Origin of the sequence: Pseudoalteromonas sp. Of11M-6 (assembly GCF_022347905.1) — a bacterium.
Taxonomy (GTDB): Bacteria; Pseudomonadota; Gammaproteobacteria; order Enterobacterales; family Alteromonadaceae; genus Pseudoalteromonas.
Map to the genome: position 1 here is coordinate 23,509 of NZ_JAKRFW010000017.1, position 20,140 is coordinate 43,648.

17 protein-coding genes are annotated in these 20,140 nt (G+C 42.6%); 8 read left to right on the top strand and 9 right to left on the bottom strand.

What is annotated here, in order from left to right; all coding sequences use genetic code 11:
- Window positions 1–48 precede the first annotated feature (48 nt).
- Window positions 49–345 (top strand): ribosome assembly RNA-binding protein YhbY, encoded by a 297-nt coding sequence (gene yhbY, locus MHN32_RS10790; RefSeq protein WP_010373854.1) that lies wholly within the window; start codon window positions 49–51, stop codon window positions 343–345.
- Here yhbY and MHN32_RS10795 read toward each other — a convergent pair.
- A complete protein-coding gene (locus MHN32_RS10795) occupies window positions 342–1,589 on the bottom strand; it encodes a serine hydrolase domain-containing protein (RefSeq protein WP_010605082.1) in 1,248 nt (415 codons plus the stop codon). The two genes, yhbY and MHN32_RS10795, sit on opposite strands and share 4 nt — an antisense overlap.
- A gap of 98 nt (window positions 1,590–1,687) precedes the next feature.
- Between MHN32_RS10795 and MHN32_RS10800 the strand changes: the two genes are divergently transcribed.
- From MHN32_RS10800 to MHN32_RS10815, 4 genes are all read left to right on the top strand, one after another.
- Window positions 1,688–2,491: a hypothetical protein gene (locus MHN32_RS10800; RefSeq protein WP_239421708.1), complete on the top strand. Its 804-nt coding sequence runs from the start codon at window positions 1,688–1,690 to the stop codon at window positions 2,489–2,491.
- Between the two features lie 119 nt (window positions 2,492–2,610).
- On the top strand, window positions 2,611–3,318 hold the full coding sequence (locus tag MHN32_RS10805) for a response regulator (protein ID WP_010605084.1): 708 nt from the start codon (window positions 2,611–2,613) through the stop codon (window positions 3,316–3,318).
- Between the two features lie 21 nt (window positions 3,319–3,339).
- Window positions 3,340–4,626 (top strand): HAMP domain-containing sensor histidine kinase, encoded by a 1,287-nt coding sequence (locus tag MHN32_RS10810; RefSeq protein WP_010605085.1) that lies wholly within the window; start codon window positions 3,340–3,342, stop codon window positions 4,624–4,626.
- Window positions 4,627–4,848: 222 nt separating this feature from the next.
- Complete coding sequence (locus MHN32_RS10815) at window positions 4,849–6,195, top strand: sodium-dependent transporter (protein ID WP_010605086.1); 1,347 nt, start codon at window positions 4,849–4,851, stop codon at window positions 6,193–6,195.
- A 35-nt stretch (window positions 6,196–6,230) separates the two neighbouring features.
- On the opposite strand, the gene MHN32_RS10820 is transcribed toward MHN32_RS10815, so the two are convergent.
- Both MHN32_RS10820 and MHN32_RS10825 read right to left on the bottom strand, forming a co-directional pair.
- Window positions 6,231–6,677, bottom strand: coding sequence for a GNAT family N-acetyltransferase (locus MHN32_RS10820; protein WP_237116557.1), 447 nt, complete (start codon window positions 6,675–6,677; stop codon window positions 6,231–6,233).
- Window positions 6,678–6,783: 106 nt separating this feature from the next.
- Window positions 6,784–7,527, bottom strand: a complete 744-nt coding sequence (locus MHN32_RS10825) for a sporulation protein (protein WP_010605088.1) — start codon at window positions 7,525–7,527, stop codon at window positions 6,784–6,786.
- A 131-nt stretch (window positions 7,528–7,658) separates the two neighbouring features.
- Here MHN32_RS10825 and MHN32_RS10830 point away from each other — a divergent pair, with 131 nt between their 5' ends.
- Both MHN32_RS10830 and MHN32_RS10835 read left to right on the top strand, forming a co-directional pair.
- Window positions 7,659–9,230: a cation:proton antiporter family protein gene (locus tag MHN32_RS10830; protein WP_174168689.1), complete on the top strand. Its 1,572-nt coding sequence runs from the start codon at window positions 7,659–7,661 to the stop codon at window positions 9,228–9,230.
- A 276-nt stretch (window positions 9,231–9,506) separates the two neighbouring features.
- Window positions 9,507–9,794, top strand: coding sequence for a hypothetical protein (locus MHN32_RS10835; protein ID WP_088530338.1), 288 nt, complete (start codon window positions 9,507–9,509; stop codon window positions 9,792–9,794).
- 149 nt (window positions 9,795–9,943) lie between these two features.
- On the opposite strand, the gene MHN32_RS10840 is transcribed toward MHN32_RS10835, so the two are convergent.
- The 6 genes from MHN32_RS10840 to ilvY all read right to left on the bottom strand — a co-directional run bounded on the left by MHN32_RS10840 (window position 9,944) and on the right by ilvY (window position 18,387).
- Window positions 9,944–10,930 (bottom strand): sterol desaturase family protein, encoded by a 987-nt coding sequence (locus tag MHN32_RS10840; RefSeq protein ID WP_239421709.1) that lies wholly within the window; start codon window positions 10,928–10,930, stop codon window positions 9,944–9,946.
- Between the two features lie 117 nt (window positions 10,931–11,047).
- The gene (locus MHN32_RS10845; RefSeq protein ID WP_239421710.1) at window positions 11,048–13,255 is read right to left on the bottom strand and encodes a TonB-dependent receptor; all 2,208 of its coding nucleotides are present in this window, start codon (window positions 13,253–13,255) and stop codon (window positions 11,048–11,050) included.
- Window positions 13,248–14,516, bottom strand: a complete 1,269-nt coding sequence (locus tag MHN32_RS10850) for an imelysin family protein (protein WP_239421711.1) — start codon at window positions 14,514–14,516, stop codon at window positions 13,248–13,250. The genes MHN32_RS10845 and MHN32_RS10850 overlap by 8 nt, the downstream gene beginning before the upstream one ends.
- Window positions 14,517–14,598: 82 nt before the next feature.
- Complete coding sequence (locus MHN32_RS10855) at window positions 14,599–16,425, bottom strand: DUF4856 domain-containing protein (RefSeq protein ID WP_239421712.1); 1,827 nt, start codon at window positions 16,423–16,425, stop codon at window positions 14,599–14,601.
- 309 nt (window positions 16,426–16,734) lie between these two features.
- The gene (locus MHN32_RS10860; RefSeq protein WP_010373828.1) at window positions 16,735–17,430 is read right to left on the bottom strand and encodes a response regulator transcription factor; all 696 of its coding nucleotides are present in this window, start codon (window positions 17,428–17,430) and stop codon (window positions 16,735–16,737) included.
- Between the two features lie 63 nt (window positions 17,431–17,493).
- Window positions 17,494–18,387 carry an HTH-type transcriptional activator IlvY gene (gene ilvY / locus MHN32_RS10865; RefSeq protein ID WP_010605095.1) on the bottom strand — a complete coding sequence of 298 codons (894 nt, stop codon included), beginning with the start codon at window positions 18,385–18,387 and terminating at the stop codon, window positions 17,494–17,496.
- A gap of 105 nt (window positions 18,388–18,492) precedes the next feature.
- Here ilvY and ilvC point away from each other — a divergent pair, with 105 nt between their 5' ends.
- Window positions 18,493–19,965 carry a ketol-acid reductoisomerase gene (gene ilvC / locus MHN32_RS10870; RefSeq protein WP_239421713.1) on the top strand — a complete coding sequence of 491 codons (1,473 nt, stop codon included), beginning with the start codon at window positions 18,493–18,495 and terminating at the stop codon, window positions 19,963–19,965.
- Window positions 19,966–20,140: the final 175 nt, after the last annotated feature.

The window sequence follows — 20,140 nt, forward strand, 5'->3', positions numbered from 1 at the left end:
TTAGAATATCGATAATTCAAGCCTTTTAATAAATAAGATTGTATCAATATGACCTTATCAAATAAACAAAAGCAGTTCCTAAAAGGGCTAGCTCATTCTTTAAACCCAGTTGTTCTTCTAGGCGCAAACGGCCTAACCGAAGGCGTCATGGCTGAAATTGAGCAAAACCTGAACATTCACGAACTTATCAAGGTAAAAGTACCAACCAATGATCGTGAAACTAAGAAACTGATTTTTGAAGCAATTGTTCGTGAAACAAATGCACATAAAGTACAAACCATTGGCCATATCATTGTGTTGTACCGCCAAAGCGAAGACAAAAAGATCCAGTTACCTCGTAACTAACCTTTGTTGTCTGCGACGTTTTCACCAGAAGACGTCGCAATCTCTTGTAATAAACTCGCTTCTTCTGCTTTTACTTTCTTAATTTCCTGCTCACTCACCTGAGGCAGTAATTTCTTCTCAAGCGCCAATGCGTCAACAATAAAGTCGTTTGTTAACTGATTAATAATGCCACTCTCTGCATTTAACAGTAGGCTAAACCCAATACCAAGCTCTGGAATAATCACCACATCGGTACGATAACCTTGCACCCAGCCACTATGATAATAGAGCAATTTGCCATCGTAACGATAAATTCGCCAGCCAAGTCCATAATAGGCTTCTTCTACATGACCACGCCAAACGCGTCTGCGTAGCTCTCGTTTCGTCAACGTATACGGCACTGATTGCTTACTCAGAGCATCCGGTGATAGGACACTTGGATACAGACCTAATTGTGCTTTTAACCACTGCGCCATATCAGCAGCACTAGCGTTTACACCAGCTGCAGGGAGTACTTTATAGTAATGCGGCTTTAATTTAGCGGTATGCCAACGCTTTCGCCCTCTGACATGCGGCCACGCAAAATTATCATTTTTTGTCATTTGCTCGTAGCCAAGGCCGGCGTCATGCATATTAAGTGGCGCGAAAACAAACTCTTCCATCCAAGTTTTGTAACTGATATTCGTCGCCTGCTCGATAACATCTCCAATCAAGCTAAACATGACATTTTGATAACCATAACACTCACCGGGCTGACATAACGCTTTGACTTGCAGTAAGCGCTCAACAATTTGTGGGTAGTCCATGCGAGACTCGATTAAATTATCGTAGGCATTGGGCACTAAGCCACTCGAGTGACTTAACAAATGATAGAGCTTAAGTTGGCTATAATCACCTTTGGCGACTTGCGGCAAGTAGCTGGCCACTCGATCGTCAATATTAAAATACCCTTCGCTCGCTAATTTAGCCGTTAGACTTCCTGCAAACGTTTTTGAAACCGATGCCAAGCGAAAGCGAGTTTGTTCGTTGACCACACTTCCTTGTCGACTTTTTGTCTTGCCAAAACCTTCTGCGTAGCTGCCGTGCTCGACATGCACGACGGATAAAGCAGCACCGGGCACCGATTTTTCTTTTAGTTTGCGCTCGACTTGCTTAGAATAGCTCTTTAAAAATTGTGACCATTGCTGGTTTGGGGTTTTTGCAATCGTTATTTTTGGATAACTAATGCAAAAAAAACAAACTAATGTGAGAATTAGCGACTTCATAATGACTCATTTCATTAACACTCGCCCGCCATACTAACATGATGAATTGGCGGAACTCACTAAATATAAGAAAATAACTGTTTAATTGAGGTATTTTAATGCGTTTAGTGCTAGCAGCTCTATGTACAAGTCTACTTTTTGGATGTGTCACCACAGCGCCATTAGCGCCAAAGTTAGATGTACCTAAGAAGCCACTACTAAAAAAGTCTGTTTATCAAATCAGCTATAGTACCGAACTTAATTCTGCACGAATTAAATCAGTGCAATTGCCCGCTCACCCACTTGCTCAAGGTGACACAGTCTACATCAATGCCGATAAGGTAAGCTTGACTGATACACTGAGAAAGCAGATTGTTGCTTTACTTGAGAAAAAAGGCCTGAAAGTTGTTGCAGCTAAAAACGCAAACTACACGCTAACAATTCATCAACTTGATTTGGAATTTGCAGCCACTAAAACGTACGCACTGGATAGGCCAAGAAACCCACATCCACATATTGCTGAACTTGCTCAAAATTCGCCAGCATTTCAATGCACTAATATTGTGGCTTCAGTCAGTATGCGTCTAGCACACCAAGCTTCGTCAGATGTTGTCTGGTTTGCCAAATCATCAGTAGATAGCGCTGGATTTCAAGGGATCCCTTTACAATTCACATTTACTGAAGTGGAAGAAATAGAAAACGAGCACGATGTACTGTCGTTTATTGTGGCCCAAAATACCGACGAGGCGCGCCGTCAACGTGGCGAAAAGCCCGTTGATATTCCTCCTTACAAGGTAACTAAAACGGTTTCGCCGCTCGAGAAAACCGCTGGTGCATGTACCCAAACCGAAGTATCAGCGCTAACAGCGGATATGCAAAAACACTTGGCCGAGAGTTTAATTGAAAAGCTAAACGTTAAGTAACATAAGTACTCGCCAGTTTGACAGAGGTCAACTGCAGGCTGGCGCTACACTTATTTACAGACAATGACGCTTTTAGAATTATACTCGACGCAGAAAAATAAAAAGTTCGGAGTAAAGACATGGAGCAATACGGCACAATCTTATTGGTTGAAGATGACACTTCATTAGCGCAATGGGTCGCTGAATATCTTGATAATCAAGGTTACAAAACACATTGCTGCTACCGCGGTGATGAAGTCGTTGAACGTGTTAAGTCACTAGACCCCGACCTTGTTTTACTTGACCTTATGCTCCCCGGTAAGGACGGTATCAGCGTATGCCGTGACTTACGTCAGTTTTATAGCAAGCCTGTTATTATGCTCACAGCCAAAGATGAAGAAATGGATGAAGTCATCGGTTTGGAAGTTGGCGCTAGCGATTATGTAATCAAGCCTGTGCGTCCTCGCGCCTTACTCGCTCGTATAAAAGCGAATGTTCGCGCTGCACAAGAAAAACCACAAGATCATCAAGCTGCCAATCACGAACTCGTGGTGGGACATTTATGTATCGACACTCAAGCTCGCAAAGTCAGTGTTGCAGGTCAAGAAGTCATCGTCTCTAGTGCCGAATACCTACTACTGCAATTTTTAGCCAGTCACGCTGGTGAAGTTGTCTCTCGCGATGCGGTTTTTAAAGCGACAAAAGGGAGAGAATATGACGGCCTCGACAGAAGCGTCGATGTGCTCATTTCTGCCCTACGTAAAAAGTTTAATGATGATCCTCAAAACCCAGAAAAAATTAAAACGGTGTGGGGTAAAGGGTATCTACTCGTGCCATCAGCTTGGTAATGAAGGTCGCAAGCTAATATCGTGAAAAAACTCTATATCTACTTACTCGCTGGTGCGTTAATTTCGATCTTCGCTCTGGGTTGGGTGATCGACACCTATAATCAGCAAACCGCTCCCTTAGAAGATAGTTTTGAGTGGCAAAGCAAACTGATTACAGGTCTTGCCAAGCAAGTTGCAGATATTGAACAGGGAAAACGAGAAGACGCAACGGCTTTGATTGCCAAACAATTTGACATCAATATTAGCTATAAAGATGGCGAAACGCTAGCCATGCCGCTCGAGTTAAAGCAACAGATGTTACAACCTGATGGGTTAGTAATAGAAAACGAGAATGTATACCTTCTAAAAACAACCCCTAAAATGGCGCCTGACTACGTTGAACTTGAATGGCAACCTCAGGTTGAACAGGCTGATTACGACGTATTGCTAACATTATTTTTCTACGGTGGAATTTGCGCAATATTATGGTTCATTCTCTCTCCGTTAGTTAAACGTTTGATCGTTCTCAATACTGCAGCAAAGCACTTTGCCAGCGGTAACCTAAGCGCGCGCATCGCCCCCAATCATTTCACCTATATCCGCGACTTGGAAAATACCTTTAATCGAATGGCAAGCCAAATAGAGAAGTTGATGGCTGAGAATAAGCTAATGGCCTCCAGTCTTTCTCATGACATTCGGACACCTGTTGCGTGTTTAAGGTTTGGCTTAGATGCAGCTTTAGATGAAAGTGATATCGATGCCATTCACGATTATTTAGCACGCATGGAAAAAGATTTAGATCAAATGGAGGACATGCTCTCGAGCTATCTATCTTTTGCGACGCTTGAACAAAAGTCTCATTTACTCAAACATGAAGTAACGACTCTATCTCGCTATGGTCAAGATCTAATGCAGCAAATGCAACCAAAGCTACAAAAGAACCAGTTGTCTGGTCGCGTAGAAATTCCTGAACAATTAATGATCCATGGCGACTTACATTGGCTTGCAAGAGCGATAAGTAATTTGATCAGCAATGCCTGTGACTTTGCCACTGCCAGTGTGTTATTAAGTGCACACCATACCGAGCATTGGCTCATTATTACCGTTGAAGACGATGGCCCTGGGATCGCGAGACAAAATTGGGATAAAGTCTTTAGTCCTTTCTTTCAAGAGCAAACTCACCGTAACCGTGCAGGTAAAAGCTACGGCTTAGGCCTTGCAATCGTTGCAAAAGTCATGGATTGGCATCATGGTACAGCCACCGTTAGCCAGTCAGAGCGATTAGGTGGCGCAAAATTTGTGCTTTCGCTACCCTGTAAAGAAAAATAATTATTGTAAATAAGTCGCTACACGGTGACTTATCTCATATAGAAATAATCGTGAAAACATTAGCTTATAAGCTAAGCTTTGATTTTTGAGTGCAACAACTTAATTACGGCTAAATATCAGGCTAAAACTTGCGCTAAATCAAGGTAATTTACTCTTTTTATTTCTTTTTAATTACAGTAGATTGTCAGCGCCGTTAGAAATTTTTAGAGAAGTATAATAATTATGAGCAATGTCCGAGGAGAGTTCAGCTCTCGCTTTGGTTTTATTATGGCCGCCGCAGGGTCGGCGGTAGGTTTGGGAAACATTTGGGGGTTTCCAACACAAACGGCATCCAATGGTGGTGCTGCATTTGTTTTAGTTTATCTGGTTTTGGCTTTTTGTCTTGCCTATCCAGCACTAATGGCAGAACTCGTCATTGGTCGTCACGGTCAAGCAAATGCCGTATCTTCACTGCGCAAACTAACAAATACAGCATGGCAAAGTAAGCTTGCTTTTGTTGTCGGGTTCGGCGGTATCATTTGTGCGGGTCTTATTTTAAGTTTTTATGCAATCGTGGCAGGGTGGATGTTTAGCGCAACACTTGAACCCATCGCGGAAGTTGCCTCAATGACTCAAGCGCAATCTTGGCTTGCTGATTCGTCTATGTCGCGCAACATCGTCTTTACAGCCGCCTTTATTGCACTCACCGTGCTTATAATTAGTAAAGGCGTAGAAAACGGGATTGAAAAGTGGTCAAAGCGTTTGATGCCTGCACTTATCGGTATTTTATTCTCATTAATTGCGTATGTATTAACCCAAGAAGGTGCTGTTGAAGGTCTTAAGGTGTATCTTGTTCCTGACTTTTCTTCTGTGCTTAATCCACAGTTACTCGTTGATGCCCTAGGGCAAGCATTTTTCTCGCTTTCGCTCGGTACCAGCGTGATGATCATTTACGGCTCATACATAAGTAAAAAAGAGAATCTAGTTTCACTTGGTGCAATGGTTACCTTAATTGACGTTTTTATCGCATTCGTTGCCGGCTTACTTATCATTCCCGCCATGTATGTCGCGCAAGCGCAAGGCGTAGAGATTTTTGCAGCTGACGGCTCACTGCTAAATGAAGACACCTTAGTGTTTCAGGTATTGCCAGCATTGTTTGATAGCATGGGTAGCATTGGCCTGGTGGTAAGCTTCGCTTTCTTTGCTCTGATGAGTATTGCCGCACTCACCTCGTCTATTTCGATGTTAGAAGCGCCTGTTTCCTATGCTGTTGAACGTTTTGCACTAGGCAGAGTACAGGCCACCTGGATCATCGGCACCTTGGTAACAGCCGTGAGCTTCACCATTTTGGTAAACATCGAGACGCTGTTCGGTTTTATTGTTAGCCTGACAACGAAGTTTGGTCAGCCACTACTTGGCATGCTGTGCTGTGTATTTGTCGGTTGGATTTGGCACAGAGCAAAACTGCTTAAAGAAATTGAATCAGGATGCCCGGAAGTTGGCAGTAGTTTCTTCTGGAAAGTATGGCCTTGGTACATCCGCTTCGTTTGTCCAATTGCCATTGCTGCGGTATTTTTAAATTCACTATAATTTCGCTCATAAAAAGAGGCTACGCATAGCCTCTTTTACTTTTTCACAAATAACATATCCTGATGCGGGATCCCATCTTCTAGATAATCTTCACCTTGCTTCACAAAGCCGAGCCCAGTATAAAACTTGTCTAAATAACACTGCGCAGAGATAACTAAAGCCTCATGAGTAATACCCGTATCACAACAAGCAATCGCGCGATGCATAAGGTCATGTGCAACGCCCTGCCCTCGCAGCGTTGACGAAACAATAACACGGCCAATGGATGCAGTAGTTGCGGATTTTCTATAACAACGTGCATACGCTAAAATTTGTTCATCTTTGACCAAAAACAGATGTTGAGTTTCAGGCGCCCTATCGGTATCGTCAATTTCTGGATAGGGACATGCCTGTTCCACAACGAATACCTCTACCCTTAGCTTTAAAATCTCAAAAAGCTCATCTTTAGTGAGCGCATCATAACTTCTAATTTTCCAATTCATTTTCTTCTCTGTCATACCAATTAGCTTTATTAAGACCGATTGGTATCGTTATGCTTAAAACAAAAACGCCCAGACAAAGCTGGGCGTTTTAGAGTAAATTAAGTGATTATGAGAACAGCCGCTCCAACTGATCGCACAATTGAGAGATATTGACGTGATCGTGCTCAATTGTGAGATCGACGTATCCATCCCCTCGAAACGCTCTGTCCAACTCTATCAGTACATGAGTTCGATGTGCTTCAGGTACAAACGAAAGCTCAACTTCTTGTAGTCCAAATAATGCACGTGAGTTTGGTCGGTATTCTAGTTCTTGGTAACAACCAGAAACAGACTGAAACTCAGACGCTCGTAAATAGCCCTTTTCTACATCCGCTTTCACTAAATGGAAGCCTAAACGCTCCATCGCTGTCATACATGCTTTCACTGCTTCATTTGGATAAATGTGTAAAGCATCTTTGTCTGATGGGTCGATGGCTAAATCAATGTCTAAGCCAGTTTCAATCCAAACATGACAGCGGTTGAAGCCCGCATTGATTTCTGTGATTGGTGTTTCTGAATGAAGTCGAGCTTCAAAAGGAATAACTTTTTCTTCGCCTGGGCCTATCGTGAAATTATTACCTACACGCCAACGGTCAATAACATGATTACTAAAATATTCTCCGTCTTCCCCTTCAACCTTAACTCTTGTCATTAGCGCAAGTTCTAAACCTGTTACTTCTTGGCTAACGTCACCGCCTTTTACTACAATTTGCGCTTGAAATTTCTGTCCCGGGTGCAAATGCTCTGTTTCCAATACAGTATCTACTTTTGCCGCACCGATACCGACAGATGCTAGGATCTTCTTAAACATTACGTCTCCTGTCCGGTATGTCCTTACCTGCATCATAACCATATTTTTTCCAACTTGTCAGCGAAAATTTATAATTTATATATCAGGAGGTTTTGGTACACTGCTCATATCTTGGATAAAAATTTAAAGTTATGGAACTGCTCTATTTTGCTGTCGCATTTGCATGCGGATTTTCTGTTTATCAATTAAAGCTTCCTCCTTTGATTGGTTTTTTGATGGCGGGCTTTGTCTTAAATCTACTTGGCCATAAAACCACAGACTTACTTACTCAACTTGCAGATCTTGGTGTAACGCTGCTGCTTTTTAGCATAGGTTTAAAATTACGAGTTGGTAACCTGATAAAGCCTCAGGTTTGGGCACCAGCGAGTATGCATATTATTACCAGTACAGCGTTTTTCGCTAGCCTGTTGTTGATGCTAGGGGCGATGAGCCTACCTTTATTTACTGATCTAGACTGGCAAAGCGCTTTATTGGTTGGTTTTGCATTTAGCTTTTCCAGTACCGTTTTTGCGGTAAAAGTGCTGGAAGAACGTGGTGAAATGGCAAGTCTTCACGGTAAAATCTCAATCGGTATTTTGGTTATGCAAGATATCTTTGCGGTTATCTTTCTCGCCGTCAGTACGGGCAAAGTACCCAATATTTGGGCACTGGCACTGCTTGTGGTGCTACCGCTTGTACGTCCAGCTATGTTTTGGGTATTAAGCCGCTCAAAGCATGGTGAGCTACTCCCTCTTTTTGGCTTCTTTTTTGCGTTAGTCGCAGGTTATCATGCCTTTGAATTTGCGGGCCTAAAAGGTGATCTCGGTGCGCTGATCATGGGTATGATTTTCGCCCCACATAAAAAAGCCGGTGAGTTATCAAAATCACTATTGAATGTAAAAGACATCTTGCTTGTTGGTTTTTTCTTGAATATTGGTCTGAATGCCACGATTACACTGGACGCACTTTTAATAGCGATTCTACTGGTAATTGTTCTACCGATTAAAGTCTCACTTTATTATCTCTTCACCAATATGTTCAAATTGCGTGCTCGTACATCGCTATTGAGCGCTTTCACACTCACTAACTATAGCGAGTTTGGTCTTATCGTGTGTGCCGTTGCATCTGCTTCTGGTGCGGTTGCTCCTGACTGGCTAGCAGTAGTTGCTATTGCTGTTTCTATTACTTTTGTGATCGCGTCTCCGCTAAACAAACGTTCAAACGAAATCTACGTTAAATTAGAGCCTTGGTTATTAAAGTTTGAGAACCAAGACCGTTTAGAAGAAGAGCTTCCGGTAAATCTTACCGACACCAAGATCGTTATATTTGGTATGGGAAGGATTGGAACGGGTGCTTACGAAACAATACAGGCCAGCTTCCCAGATACCGTTGCTGGTGTAGATATTAAGCCTGAAGTAGTTGAAAAACATGTTTCCCGGGGGCGCAGGGTATTAACTGCTGACGCAACCGACCCTGATTTTTGGCAGCGTGTAAATCATTCTGAAGTAGAAATGGTTATGCTCGCGATGCCTAAACATATGCAGAATATTTATGCACTCGAGCAGCTCAAAGCATCAGGCTACAACGGCCAAGTTACCGCCATTGCAAACTACCCAGATCAACAGAAAGAATTAGAAGAAATGGGTGTGAATTCTACCTACAACTTCTATTTAGAAGCGGGTAGTGGCTTTGCAGAACACGTAAAAGAGAAATTATTTACTTAAATTAGTATTGGTTCTCAGTATCATAATTGGTACTGAGAACTATTTTCATATTCAGATCATCGTGTTACATCTAGACGTCCATCTTATTATTTCATTCCACTCATTATTCGATTTACAAAGCTTTACATCCAAGATGGTAATTTGCCCTCACTTCAGAGTAAACTGATCACATCGGACATGGCGTAAGTATCTATTTTATGAACAAAAAATTGATACCAAATGCCTTTTGAACATCGTGTCACTGGATTGTGAACAAGCTATACTTTTGGGGGTTTTATGATTAAGAATAAATCTAATGGTCAATTTTCTGCAGTAGTGGATGACGTCAAGGCTGCGCCTTTTTCAGACCTCCAAGAAAGGCTGGATGCAATTCAGGACGGTGGTATGACAGCGTTGGCAATTCGCAATATCCTATTTCATAAAATGCTCGATATGCATTCCGTACCAAACGATCACTATTTAAGGGATGAAGAAACCCCGAACCGGTTGGACGATCCAAAACTAATTGAAAAGTTAAATGAACTAGGCTTTTTCCGCAGCAAGCCTTCATCACAACTACACTAGTAAAGATTTAGGGAGCCTACTCTCCCACATAGGCTGACAATGCCCGTCGTCAGCCTATTTTCCCCTTCCAAGCACGAGCTTCACCTTTGAAGAACTCTCCCATACCGAAATTAATTCATTGCAAATATGTAGTTCTGAATAGTGAAGATCTAGTCACCCTGAGATGATTTAAGTGGTGGGTTACTTTTTTTCTTCGGTAATAAGGTTTTCCAAGCCTGCTTAAATGGCTTCAAATAAATCGCGGTAAGTGAATCATGTCCCGCATCATATTGCCCAACTCCAATGGTAATTTTACCCGCACTCGAGGCCTTAATAAGCGAGCCATACATACGATCCCAAATGGCAAGTGCTGAGCCTAAATTGGTATCAAAATGAATTGGATTGTCACTGTGATGTACTTGGTGCTGTGCAGGACTAATAAACCAATCTTCTAGCTTGTCACCCCAACTCAGCCATATATGTGAATGCCTTAAATTGGCCCCAAAAATATTAAACAAAAAGACAAACGCATTCGCACCCAGAATATCGTACATGCTCAAGCTGCTGCCAAATACATAATACCCTACTCCAACCACAATTCCTTGAGTTAATGCCATACGACAGGCGTACAGGTAACTTTCAACGGGATGTGAGCGATAAATGGTAAAGGGGGTCAAGACTTTTGCAGAATGGTGAACCTTGTGAAACTCCCAAAAGAATGGGATTTTATGTAGGATCAGATGCAGCAGGAATCGAGTGAGGTCATCGACTATAAACAAAAATAACGTAAATAGTCCAATCACTACCCATTCTGGCGCTTCTAGATATAACGCAGGACCAAAGAGCGCTTCAAGTCCACCGGATAATCCTAGCGCCACCGGTACCATAGTCAACACGATAGGCGTAAACGTCGCCGCCTTTATCAACCGATTTGTGATCAATAAACAGTAATCGAGCTTGGCGCTTTTGCACCACCAGACTTGCTTGGGAAACAGAAACTTTAAAAAACCTCTACCAGAGCGCGCTTTTTCTGTGGCGATATAAACAGGAACAGCCATCAAAATGGCACTAAACAAGTATGGCAAATACACTCTTTTATTGGCATCGAACAAGTAGCCTGGGAGTTCAGTAATGCTTTGCCATAGTTGCTCTAACATAGTCATTTCCATCAAAAAGAAATAATGAATTCACATATCTTTGGAACAGCTCCATAGCTCTAGCAACAAGCCGCCATGAAGCTGCGGCTCTTACTCAAGAGCCGCATAGACAATCAGTTAAAACTGGTATTTATAACCTAAACTAAATTGTCTTGGTTTGCCTGGGCGCGCGCCATACGGACGACGACTAACAATTTCTGCTTCATCGAACAAGTTGTCGATTTTAGCATAGACTTGACCATACTGGCCTAGCTCGTAACTTGCGGATACATCAACGATCGTTGTGCTGGGCACCTTTGCGCCTTCAAGGACAAGCTCAAAGTCTTCAGTGCTTCTACCAGCAGCTTCGCTCATCTCACTGATGTATTTGATGGCTACGTTAACTTTCCAATCACTTGCTGCAAGGCCGATGTTAAAAGTGGCTTGATGAGATGGTAAATACGGAAGCTCATCACCATTTTTAATATAACCCCATTGTGCGAACGTTGTCGCACGCTCATTCTGGAATTCACCTTTCGTATAGGTGTAGGTGAGACTATAAGGGATATCCAGTTGAAGGTTCAAAGGGTAACGTTGTGCAAACTGCATTTCGAGACCGTAAACATCCACCTCACCGCCACTGAATTGCTGATCTTGTTGGTCATTGACACCACAGTTAGACTGACCACAGCTTTCGTTCAGATTCTCATAATCGTTGAAAAAGCTCACAATCTCAAACTGCGTCACACCATCATTAAAGCGCCCACCAAATTCGTAGTTAACACTCTTCTCAAGCTCTATATCCGGATCTTGTTGGGGTGAAGAAGGCACAAAACCTTGGTGCACACCAAATAAAAGACCGGCATCATCAGAAAGCTGATAGAAACCACTTAGGCTAGGTAGCCAAATACGGGTGGTTTTATCAATCCAAACATCGGCATCTTTATTATCTTGGTAAGACATGTCCATCAGCTCGCCACGAAGACCAAGGCCCAAAGTCAACGCATCAAGTTGTACTTTATCTTCTAGATATACCGACCACGCTTTAGTATTTTCAGTATTCAGCGAGGTAAACTGCTTTAAACCCTCTAGCAACACAGGTGAACCACCTTCCATTGCGTATGCTTGCTCAAAATGTTTGCGCTCAATTTCATCTTCATGAAAACGCACGCCAACAGCAATATCATGGGTTAAGTTAAACAGGCTAAAGCTCGTATTGGCATCGACTTGAAGACCTTGTGAGAAATACTCACGGTCATTAGTCCCCATATTCAAAAAGATATTTGAACCTGCAACGACAGAGTCCCGTGCCCCTGTGATCACAGCGTACTCATTTGCGAAAGCCTCTGGGTTTGCCATGATTTTTGAAAGGGATGGTCCACTTTTACTACCTAGACTATTAAGCTTAAGCCAAGCTCGCTCATAGTCATTACGGTACAGCCTTGTCGTAACGTTAAAGTCTTTGCCATCAAGTACATGGGATAACATTACCTGAGTGTGCTTGGTATCCATCTCTGCAGGCTGAGACGCTGCGTATCGACGATACGGATTTTCAGCAAAATCTGCATCCGTTAAACCAAGGTAAGTTTCATCGGACAACTCGTCGGCATAGCTGAGCTTTAAGCCAAACGTATGGTTTAGCTCGCCTTGTGAAAGTTTATAATTAAACTTGGCTAAGATATCGTTCTTCTCAAACCCCGTATCACCACCGCCATCAAGCTCTTTAAAACCATCAGCTTGTAGATTTACCGCTTCGAATAAGAAGCCGACATTATTTACTACTGAACCGTAGTAACCATGTGCTTTGGAATAACCGTCGCTGCCAGCCGCAACATCAATACCGCCTTCTGTAAACTCTGGCACTTGGCGAGTCACTAAGTTAAGTGCACCAGCAACTGTTTGCGGGCCATGCTTGATAGCCGCAGGTCCTTTAAACACCTCAACCGCTGTCATACGAGTCGTAACCGGGAAATAATAAGCAGCCGGCGCAGAATAAGGAGCTGGGCCAATAAGCACACCGTCTTCCATTATGGTGATTTTTTTGCTTCGCTCAGGTGTTACACCACGAAACCCGATATTTGGTCGCAGGCCATAACCATCCTCTTCACGAATATTAACGCCGGGTACGTTAGAAAGAATACGGTGAATATCATCATACTCGTATTCTGCCAACTGCGCCTCTGACAACAAGGTTGCAGAACCGGCTTCTTTTCGCAATTTATCATGATGGCTGATAATAGAGATATGCTCAATATCTTGATTGTCATCCGCTGCTTGCGCTTGAGGTAGTGCAAAAATTACCGCTACCGCTAATAAAGATTTCTTCATGTTCATGCGCTTAGTCATTGTCACCTGCCGAAGTTTGTGGAAGTTCTAGGGCGAGCTTTTCGATAAACTCAGTCTTTAAATCATCCGTCACTTTTTTAACGTCTGTATGCGTTTGCGTCACTTGCTCTGTAGAACCCGCAAGCTCAACTTTAAGACTCGCATTCATCGCAAGCAACGTGGCTTCTGCATCAGCAAGCCCTGCAAGCATACGCTCTTTAACATCACTACCATTCTCAGCATCTAAAAAGTCATCAAAGCCCAATGTATTCTCAGCATCTTGGCCATTACCAGTGAAGATGTTTCTAAATGCTCTGATGTTAACAAGTAAATTCTCTTTAGAATGTTCTGCAATTGGCGACTCCACCGCTTCTGGGCAAGCTTCTAAACCACATGCGTTCGGAAAACCTAGGCCTAACGGCGTCGCTATTTTGCCGTCTTTTAGCTCTTCGGTCATGTAAAATAGCGCCTTTGATATTTCATTAAGTGCTAAATGAGGCGTGTCAAACGGCGAGCCTGGTTGTCCTGCATTAACAAGTTTAGCTGCGTAGCCATTTTCTCCAGTCCACTGAGACAGGAGTATATTACTCTGTGCTTCAATGTCTTTAGCCACTTCCGTCGCAAACTCACAACGCGCAACTGCTCTTTCCTGAGTCGAACGGCTATTCCATGGTGCCAACGCATCATTCACTGACGAGCAGTTATGGTCAAGATTGGCATTGAATAGAAGGTGCTCTAAGGCAGTTAAGCCTTTACGGTTTGCAGTACGCTCAGAGATATTATAAGGATTGCTAGCATTACCGTTAATAACGCCATCTTCAAAATACACTACATCCAAGTCGATATCACATAAAGAGCCTGTAGCGGGCCAAACATAAATATTATTTTTAAGCTCTTTACTATTGGCAGTAAGTGGACCCATTTGCATCAATTCAACATACTGCCACCCCACCATTGCGCTGCGCCAACTTTGTTGAGCGTTTTGCTTTAACGCGGCGGTATTTTCAGCCAGCGCTTTTTCAGCACTACAATAACTCGCAACTTCAAGTTGTTGTGTTACAGCAAGTTCATTGAATTGCTCAATTGCAGGGGTAAGCACATTATTCACAAGGTTACTTACCAAGGCCGCTTCATCAAATTGCGTGGGTAGAGTTGGGTTATCCGTTCCAGAGTTATTATCTTTCACTCCAGATCCTTGGCTGCTTGAAGTACTTTCACCACAACCAGACAATACCAAAGCCACAGCGACGGCAGCAGCACTTAAACGTTTAGATACTCTCATTTGCATTCTCTATTATCTATATACAACAAAAGGTTAGCAGAATTAACGGCTAACCTTTTAACGTTATAAACGAAAATTTAGATTACCAGTTGGCAACATTCTCAGCATCGAAACCATATGCATTGGCAATGATTTCTCGCGCTTCCAATAAAGCAGTCTTATAAGCTTCCACTTTATCTGCCGCGAATTCAGGCTTGTCACCCATCAGGTTATGGATTTCAGCAAAAGCAGTATCTGAGACAGGAGAAAACGGATTAAACTGGAAGTTTAACGCGAAACCTTTCATTTCTGACCAGTGTTTTGCTACCGCATAGAATTGATCGGCATCAAAATCACCTGATGCAATATCGTCTAAATCGCCGTCATCATGTGAGATTGTATCATTGATATAATGCACAACGGTTGCAGCGATAGACTTTTCCCATGCTAGCAACGCTTGATTACGCAATGTTTCTAAACGTGCTTTATCTTCATCTGACCACTGCGCAACATTAGTACCAACATTAGCATTGATAAGTTTACGCGCTTCAATAAATGCCAACTGGGCTTGAGCAGTTAAGTCCGTTGGGTTAGCGTTAGATTTAGTGCCACGGTCACGCTTTGCTGCATTTGTTGAGTTACCAAAGTTAAATTCAGATAGTAGATCGATTTTGCCGTCATTATCCAAATCATGATAACCACTTGCATACGCTTCACGGCCACCTTTAGCTGAAAGTTCATCATCTGTATAGTCTAGATAATCAACAGCAGCACCGAAATAGCCATAACCTTCATCAAACTTGTGTTCAAGTTCTGTGTAGCTTTTGCCATCCGCTAATGTCGCGTTATCAGCTGACTTTTCACCAATGAGTAAATCATCTAGATAATCATCCGCACCTTGAGAAAGCGACACTGCACCGTTTAAGTGTTTTTGCATTAGCTGGGCAAGATCGAGGCCTTCCGGTGTTACATATAGTTTGTTCAGCGTGATAGCTGTGCCATTATGCTCTGCTTTGATTGTTGAGCCATTTTCAAACTGCTGAAGTTGCGCTTGTAGCAGGTCTAAATAGTGTAGGGCTAAACCTTCAGGTGTTTTTGGCTGTGTACCAAAGTTAACCCAACCAGCCATGACACCGTCCTCTTCCCATGCTTTATGCATATTAGAGGTATCACGTCCCGCAATTTTACCACCTTCGCCAGCGACGTTTTTCAGTGAACTTGAAATTTGTCCTAATGTGGTTTGTGCAGCGTTTGCGGCAACAGCGAAATCAAGGGTTTCATCCAAGACCACTGTGTCTGTCGGCATCAAGAAGGTTTTAATCGCAGTGATTGCCGCTTCAGCTGTTTTTTGCTCCGCCGCATTACCCACAGTTTCATTATTAAGCTTACCCATTAGGCTCTTAATATGAACCATAGCTGCGTGACGTGCGATTTGGCCAGAATAAGAAACTGAAGATTCGCCTTGTGTGTTATTAAAGGCATAGCGGTTTACACCCGCTTTGTTTTCTTCAGCAATTTGTTGAACAGCAATTTCAGCTTCAACTTCTGTTTTTTCGCCTTTGCTGTCAGTTGCCGTGATAGTTACCGATACTTTACCGCCTTCAACCTGTTCGAAGTTTAGTGCGTTTGCAGCTTTGAGCTTAACCGCACCGTCAACAATTTCAAAACGGTTGTCAGAGATGGTTAGTGTCAATGCACTTACTTCATCGCTATCGTCAGAAAAAGAGATATTTGCAACCGCTGCGCCAAGCATATCCTCAGATACTGATGCACTGTCTACGGTAATAGTAGGTGCAGCATTGGTGGCTGGAGGTGGTGTTGTGTTGTTATCATCGTTGTCATTTGAGTTGCTGCTAGAGCCACCACATGCGGTGAGGCCTAAAGTTGCAGCGAGAATAGCAGTCGTTAACAGAGACTTTTTAAGTGCCATTGAATTGTTCCTTTGAGACTAATTATGTTTATATTTTCATAACTAGGTGTAAAGTATACACACACCTAAATAGCAATCAATATTATTTGCATTGTATAAATAACAATTTTTTTAAAAATGCTACGTAACAGCTAACTACTCCAGCGCTATCACTCGTGAAAGAGAATGCAGATACTCCATATAAAACAAAGGGATAACATCATAAAAATGACGTTATCCCTTTGTATCAGAAACCTGTTTCACAAATTTCTCCGAATTGAACATTCGAAAAATCCGAAGTATCTTTGCGTTAAATCAAATTGTTACTTTTTAGTTCCAAACGTCGGTAACAAATAAGTAACCCTGACGCCAAATCGTTTTGATCTTCTCTGGACGACTCGGATTATCGTGTAGCTTTTTACGCAAGCGAGAGATTCGAACGTCTATTGTCCGAGTATCTGGGCGATAATATTTGCCAAGGATCTGCTCGTATACAAAGTCACGTTTCACTACTTTGCCGCCATTGCTCGCAAGTAACCATAGCAACTCAAACTCATGGGTTGTGAGGTCAATGCGCTCCTGCCCATAACTCACGCGCCTGGTGTTTTTGTCGATATGCAGCTGGCCAAAGGTTAATTGCTCTGGCTCATCGTCAAACTGCGAGTTTGCAGCTTGCCTTCTTAACACTGCATCAAGTCGAGCTCGCCATAATCTAGGCTTTGCATCTTTGGAAATAACTTCGTCAGCACCGAGCTCTAAAAACAGGCTGTGAACATCCTCGTCATCGCTGTCAAGACTGACGATCACGGGAGCTTTAAATCTTTGTCTAAATTGGCTGATTGAATCGCAGGTTGGTACGGATGCGATAGCTTGATCAAGCACGATACCGTTAATAGATTTCCCTGAAAAACCGTTCAATTGACCTAATTCCCTCAACAACTCAACAGTATAGCCTTGCTCTTCAAGCATTTTTTGTTGTGATGTCAATATATTGTTATTGCTTTGTGCAACCAAGATAGTGGACACGGACGCACCTCATTCATTCAACATGGATGAACACAGTGTAGTCACGCAACCTGAATGGATGCTTTACAGCGTAAATAATCCTTTTGCCGTATCCCAAAGTGCTTTAACAACTGGGTCATATAACCGTTTATTCTTAGTTACAAGTCCAATTTCAATTTCATCCGATCTAAGCTGCAAAAGCTGAACTTGATTCTTAAATGGACTTTGACTAATTACTATCTCGGGGACACACGCAATACCAAACCCTAAACTCGCAAGCGCAACCATAGCTTCATGGCCCGAAACATGCGCATAAACTTTAGGAACAAAATTGTGTTTTTTGCAAAAGTTATCAATTCGATCTTTTAACACACCTTGCTCTGGCATAATAAAAGACAGCCTCTGCCACGGCATTTCACTATGACTGTATTCATCAATAATAGACTTAAGCGGACAGTCCATCGTTGGGCCAATGAACACCAATCTCGAACGGCCGATTGGCAAGTACTCTATACCGTTTGGTAGATGTTTTGGCTTCACCGCGACCGCAACATCTTCCTTACCACTGGCCACTTCCGCTATTGAATGCGCGGGATCACCAGTAATAAGATTTAACTCTACTTGCGGGTACAGATGGCGAAACTTGGAAAAAAGGTCATAAATAAAACTGTAAGTCGCGGTCACTGAACAAAATAAACTCAGCTCACCAGTCAAAGGCTTATCATCGTCAACGCATTCACTCTTAAACTGCCGCCAGCTTGCCAACGTCGCTTGCGCGTAATGAACAAACGCTTTGCCTTGCTGAGTCAGCTCAACGGTGCGATTATCTCGTAGGAATAAAGGCGCGCCAACCTCCTCTTCTAACTGTTTGATTTGACGGCTTAATGTTGGAGGACTTACAAAACAGCGTTCACTCGCCCGAGAAAAATGCAGCGTATCTGCAAGTGCCAAAAAATATTTAAGTTGTTTGTGATTCATAGTATTTCACCTTTTGAAACACTATAGTTCAAATATATCATTTTACGCAATCAAAAGTTCGCCCTACTCTGACTTCAATCTATTTCTACAGAATCAGGAAATATCATGTCGAATTACTTTAATACTTTATCTTTACGTGAGCAATTAGCTCAGCTTTCTCAATGTGAATTCATGGATCCAAAAGAATTCGAACAAGGTGTCGACGTTCTGATTGGTAAAAAACTGGTCATCGTTGGTTGTGGCGCACAAGGCTTGAACCAAGGTCTAAACTTAAGAGATTCTGGCTTGAACGTCAGTTACGCACTACGTCCTTCAGCAATTAAAGAAAAACGTCAATCGTTTCTTAATGCATCTGAAAACGGCTTTATTGTTGGCACCTATGAAGAACTCATTCCTGAAGCTGATTTGGTTCTAAACTTAACGCCTGACAAACAACATACTTCAGTTGTAAACGCAGTAATGCCGTTAATGAAAAAAGGCGCAACACTTGCTTATTCTCACGGCTTTAATATCGTCGAAGAAGGTATGCAAGTGCGTGAAGACATCACCGTAATCATGGTTGCACCAAAATGTCCTGGCACAGAAGTACGTGAAGAGTACAAACGCGGTTTTGGTGTACCTACGCTGATTGCAGTTCACCCTGAAAACGACCCTGAGGGTAAAGGTCTCGCGCAAGCTAAGGCATATGCGGCGGGAACCGGTGGTCATCGTGCTGGCGTATTGCAGTCATCATTTATTGCTGAGGTAAAATCAGATCTAATGGGTGAGCAAACCATCCTATGTGGTATGTTGCAAACTGGCTCACTACTATGCTTTGACAAAATGGTAGAAGAAGGCATCGAACCTGGATATGCATCAAAGCTTGTACAATATGGCTGGGAGATCATCACCGAAGCACTAAAACACGGTGGTATCACCAATATGATGGACAGACTGTCTAACCCCGCCAAGTTACGCGCATTTGAACTGAGCGAGCAATTAAAAGACATCATGCGCCCACTTTACAACAAGCATATGGACGACATCATCAGTGGTGAATTTTCAGAAGGTATGATGGCTGATTGGGCTGAAAACGACAATAAATTGCTTACATGGCGTGCAGAAACCGCAAAAACCGCGTTTGAAAAGCAAGCGAATACGGATGCTGAAATTTCAGAGCAGACTTTCTTCGACCAAGGTATTCTAATGGTTGCTATGGTTAAAGCCGGTGTAGAGCTGGCGTTCGAAACCATGACAGCGGCTGGCATTATTGATGAATCAGCTTACTACGAATCACTACACGAAACGCCGCTAATCGCGAATACCATTGCGCGCAAAAAGCTGTTCGAGATGAATCGTACTATTTCAGACACCGCAGAATATGGTTGTTACCTGTATAATCACGCATGCCTACCACTATTGAAGCCATTTATGGAATCAATCACAAAACGTGAGATTGGTGAAGGTTTGTTAGACAGTGACAATTACGCTGACAATCAAAAGCTCATCGCTGTAAACCGTGCGATCCGTAACCATCCGGTAGAAAAAATAGGTGAAATCCTTCGCGGTTACATGTCAGATATGAAAAAGATTGTTTAGTAAGTAGAAATAAATTTGCGTCAATAATATAGCAAACTAGTTCGCTTGTTAGTAACCAAGGCCACTTTCCACCCTGAGATTGTGGCCTTTTATCTCTGTTTCTCAACATAACCTCCCATTTAACTCAAATACAGTTAACACTAAATACTGAGATTAACTTTATTTTATAAACCAA

Excerpts from the sequence above, each read along its gene's own strand:
- yhbY (WP_010373854.1), top strand. The coding sequence starts at position 49 with ATGACCTTATCAAATAAACAAAAGCAGTTCCTAAAAGGGCTAGCTCAT.
- MHN32_RS10795 (WP_010605082.1), bottom strand. The coding sequence starts at position 1,589 with ATGAAGTCGCTAATTCTCACATTAGTTTGTTTTTTTTGCATTAGTTAT.
- MHN32_RS10800 (WP_239421708.1), top strand. The coding sequence starts at position 1,688 with ATGCGTTTAGTGCTAGCAGCTCTATGTACAAGTCTACTTTTTGGATGT.
- MHN32_RS10805 (WP_010605084.1), top strand. The coding sequence starts at position 2,611 with ATGGAGCAATACGGCACAATCTTATTGGTTGAAGATGACACTTCATTA.
- MHN32_RS10815 (WP_010605086.1), top strand. The coding sequence starts at position 4,849 with ATGAGCAATGTCCGAGGAGAGTTCAGCTCTCGCTTTGGTTTTATTATG.
- MHN32_RS10820 (WP_237116557.1), bottom strand. The coding sequence starts at position 6,677 with ATGAATTGGAAAATTAGAAGTTATGATGCGCTCACTAAAGATGAGCTT.
- MHN32_RS10825 (WP_010605088.1), bottom strand. The coding sequence starts at position 7,527 with ATGTTTAAGAAGATCCTAGCATCTGTCGGTATCGGTGCGGCAAAAGTA.
- MHN32_RS10830 (WP_174168689.1), top strand. The coding sequence starts at position 7,659 with ATGGAACTGCTCTATTTTGCTGTCGCATTTGCATGCGGATTTTCTGTT.
- MHN32_RS10835 (WP_088530338.1), top strand. The coding sequence starts at position 9,507 with ATGATTAAGAATAAATCTAATGGTCAATTTTCTGCAGTAGTGGATGAC.
- MHN32_RS10840 (WP_239421709.1), bottom strand. The coding sequence starts at position 10,930 with ATGTTAGAGCAACTATGGCAAAGCATTACTGAACTCCCAGGCTACTTG.
- MHN32_RS10845 (WP_239421710.1), bottom strand. The coding sequence starts at position 13,255 with ATGACTAAGCGCATGAACATGAAGAAATCTTTATTAGCGGTAGCGGTA.
- MHN32_RS10850 (WP_239421711.1), bottom strand. The coding sequence starts at position 14,516 with ATGAGAGTATCTAAACGTTTAAGTGCTGCTGCCGTCGCTGTGGCTTTG.
- MHN32_RS10855 (WP_239421712.1), bottom strand. The coding sequence starts at position 16,425 with ATGGCACTTAAAAAGTCTCTGTTAACGACTGCTATTCTCGCTGCAACT.
- ilvY (WP_010605095.1), bottom strand. The coding sequence starts at position 18,387 with ATGAATCACAAACAACTTAAATATTTTTTGGCACTTGCAGATACGCTG.
- ilvC (WP_239421713.1), top strand. The coding sequence starts at position 18,493 with ATGTCGAATTACTTTAATACTTTATCTTTACGTGAGCAATTAGCTCAG.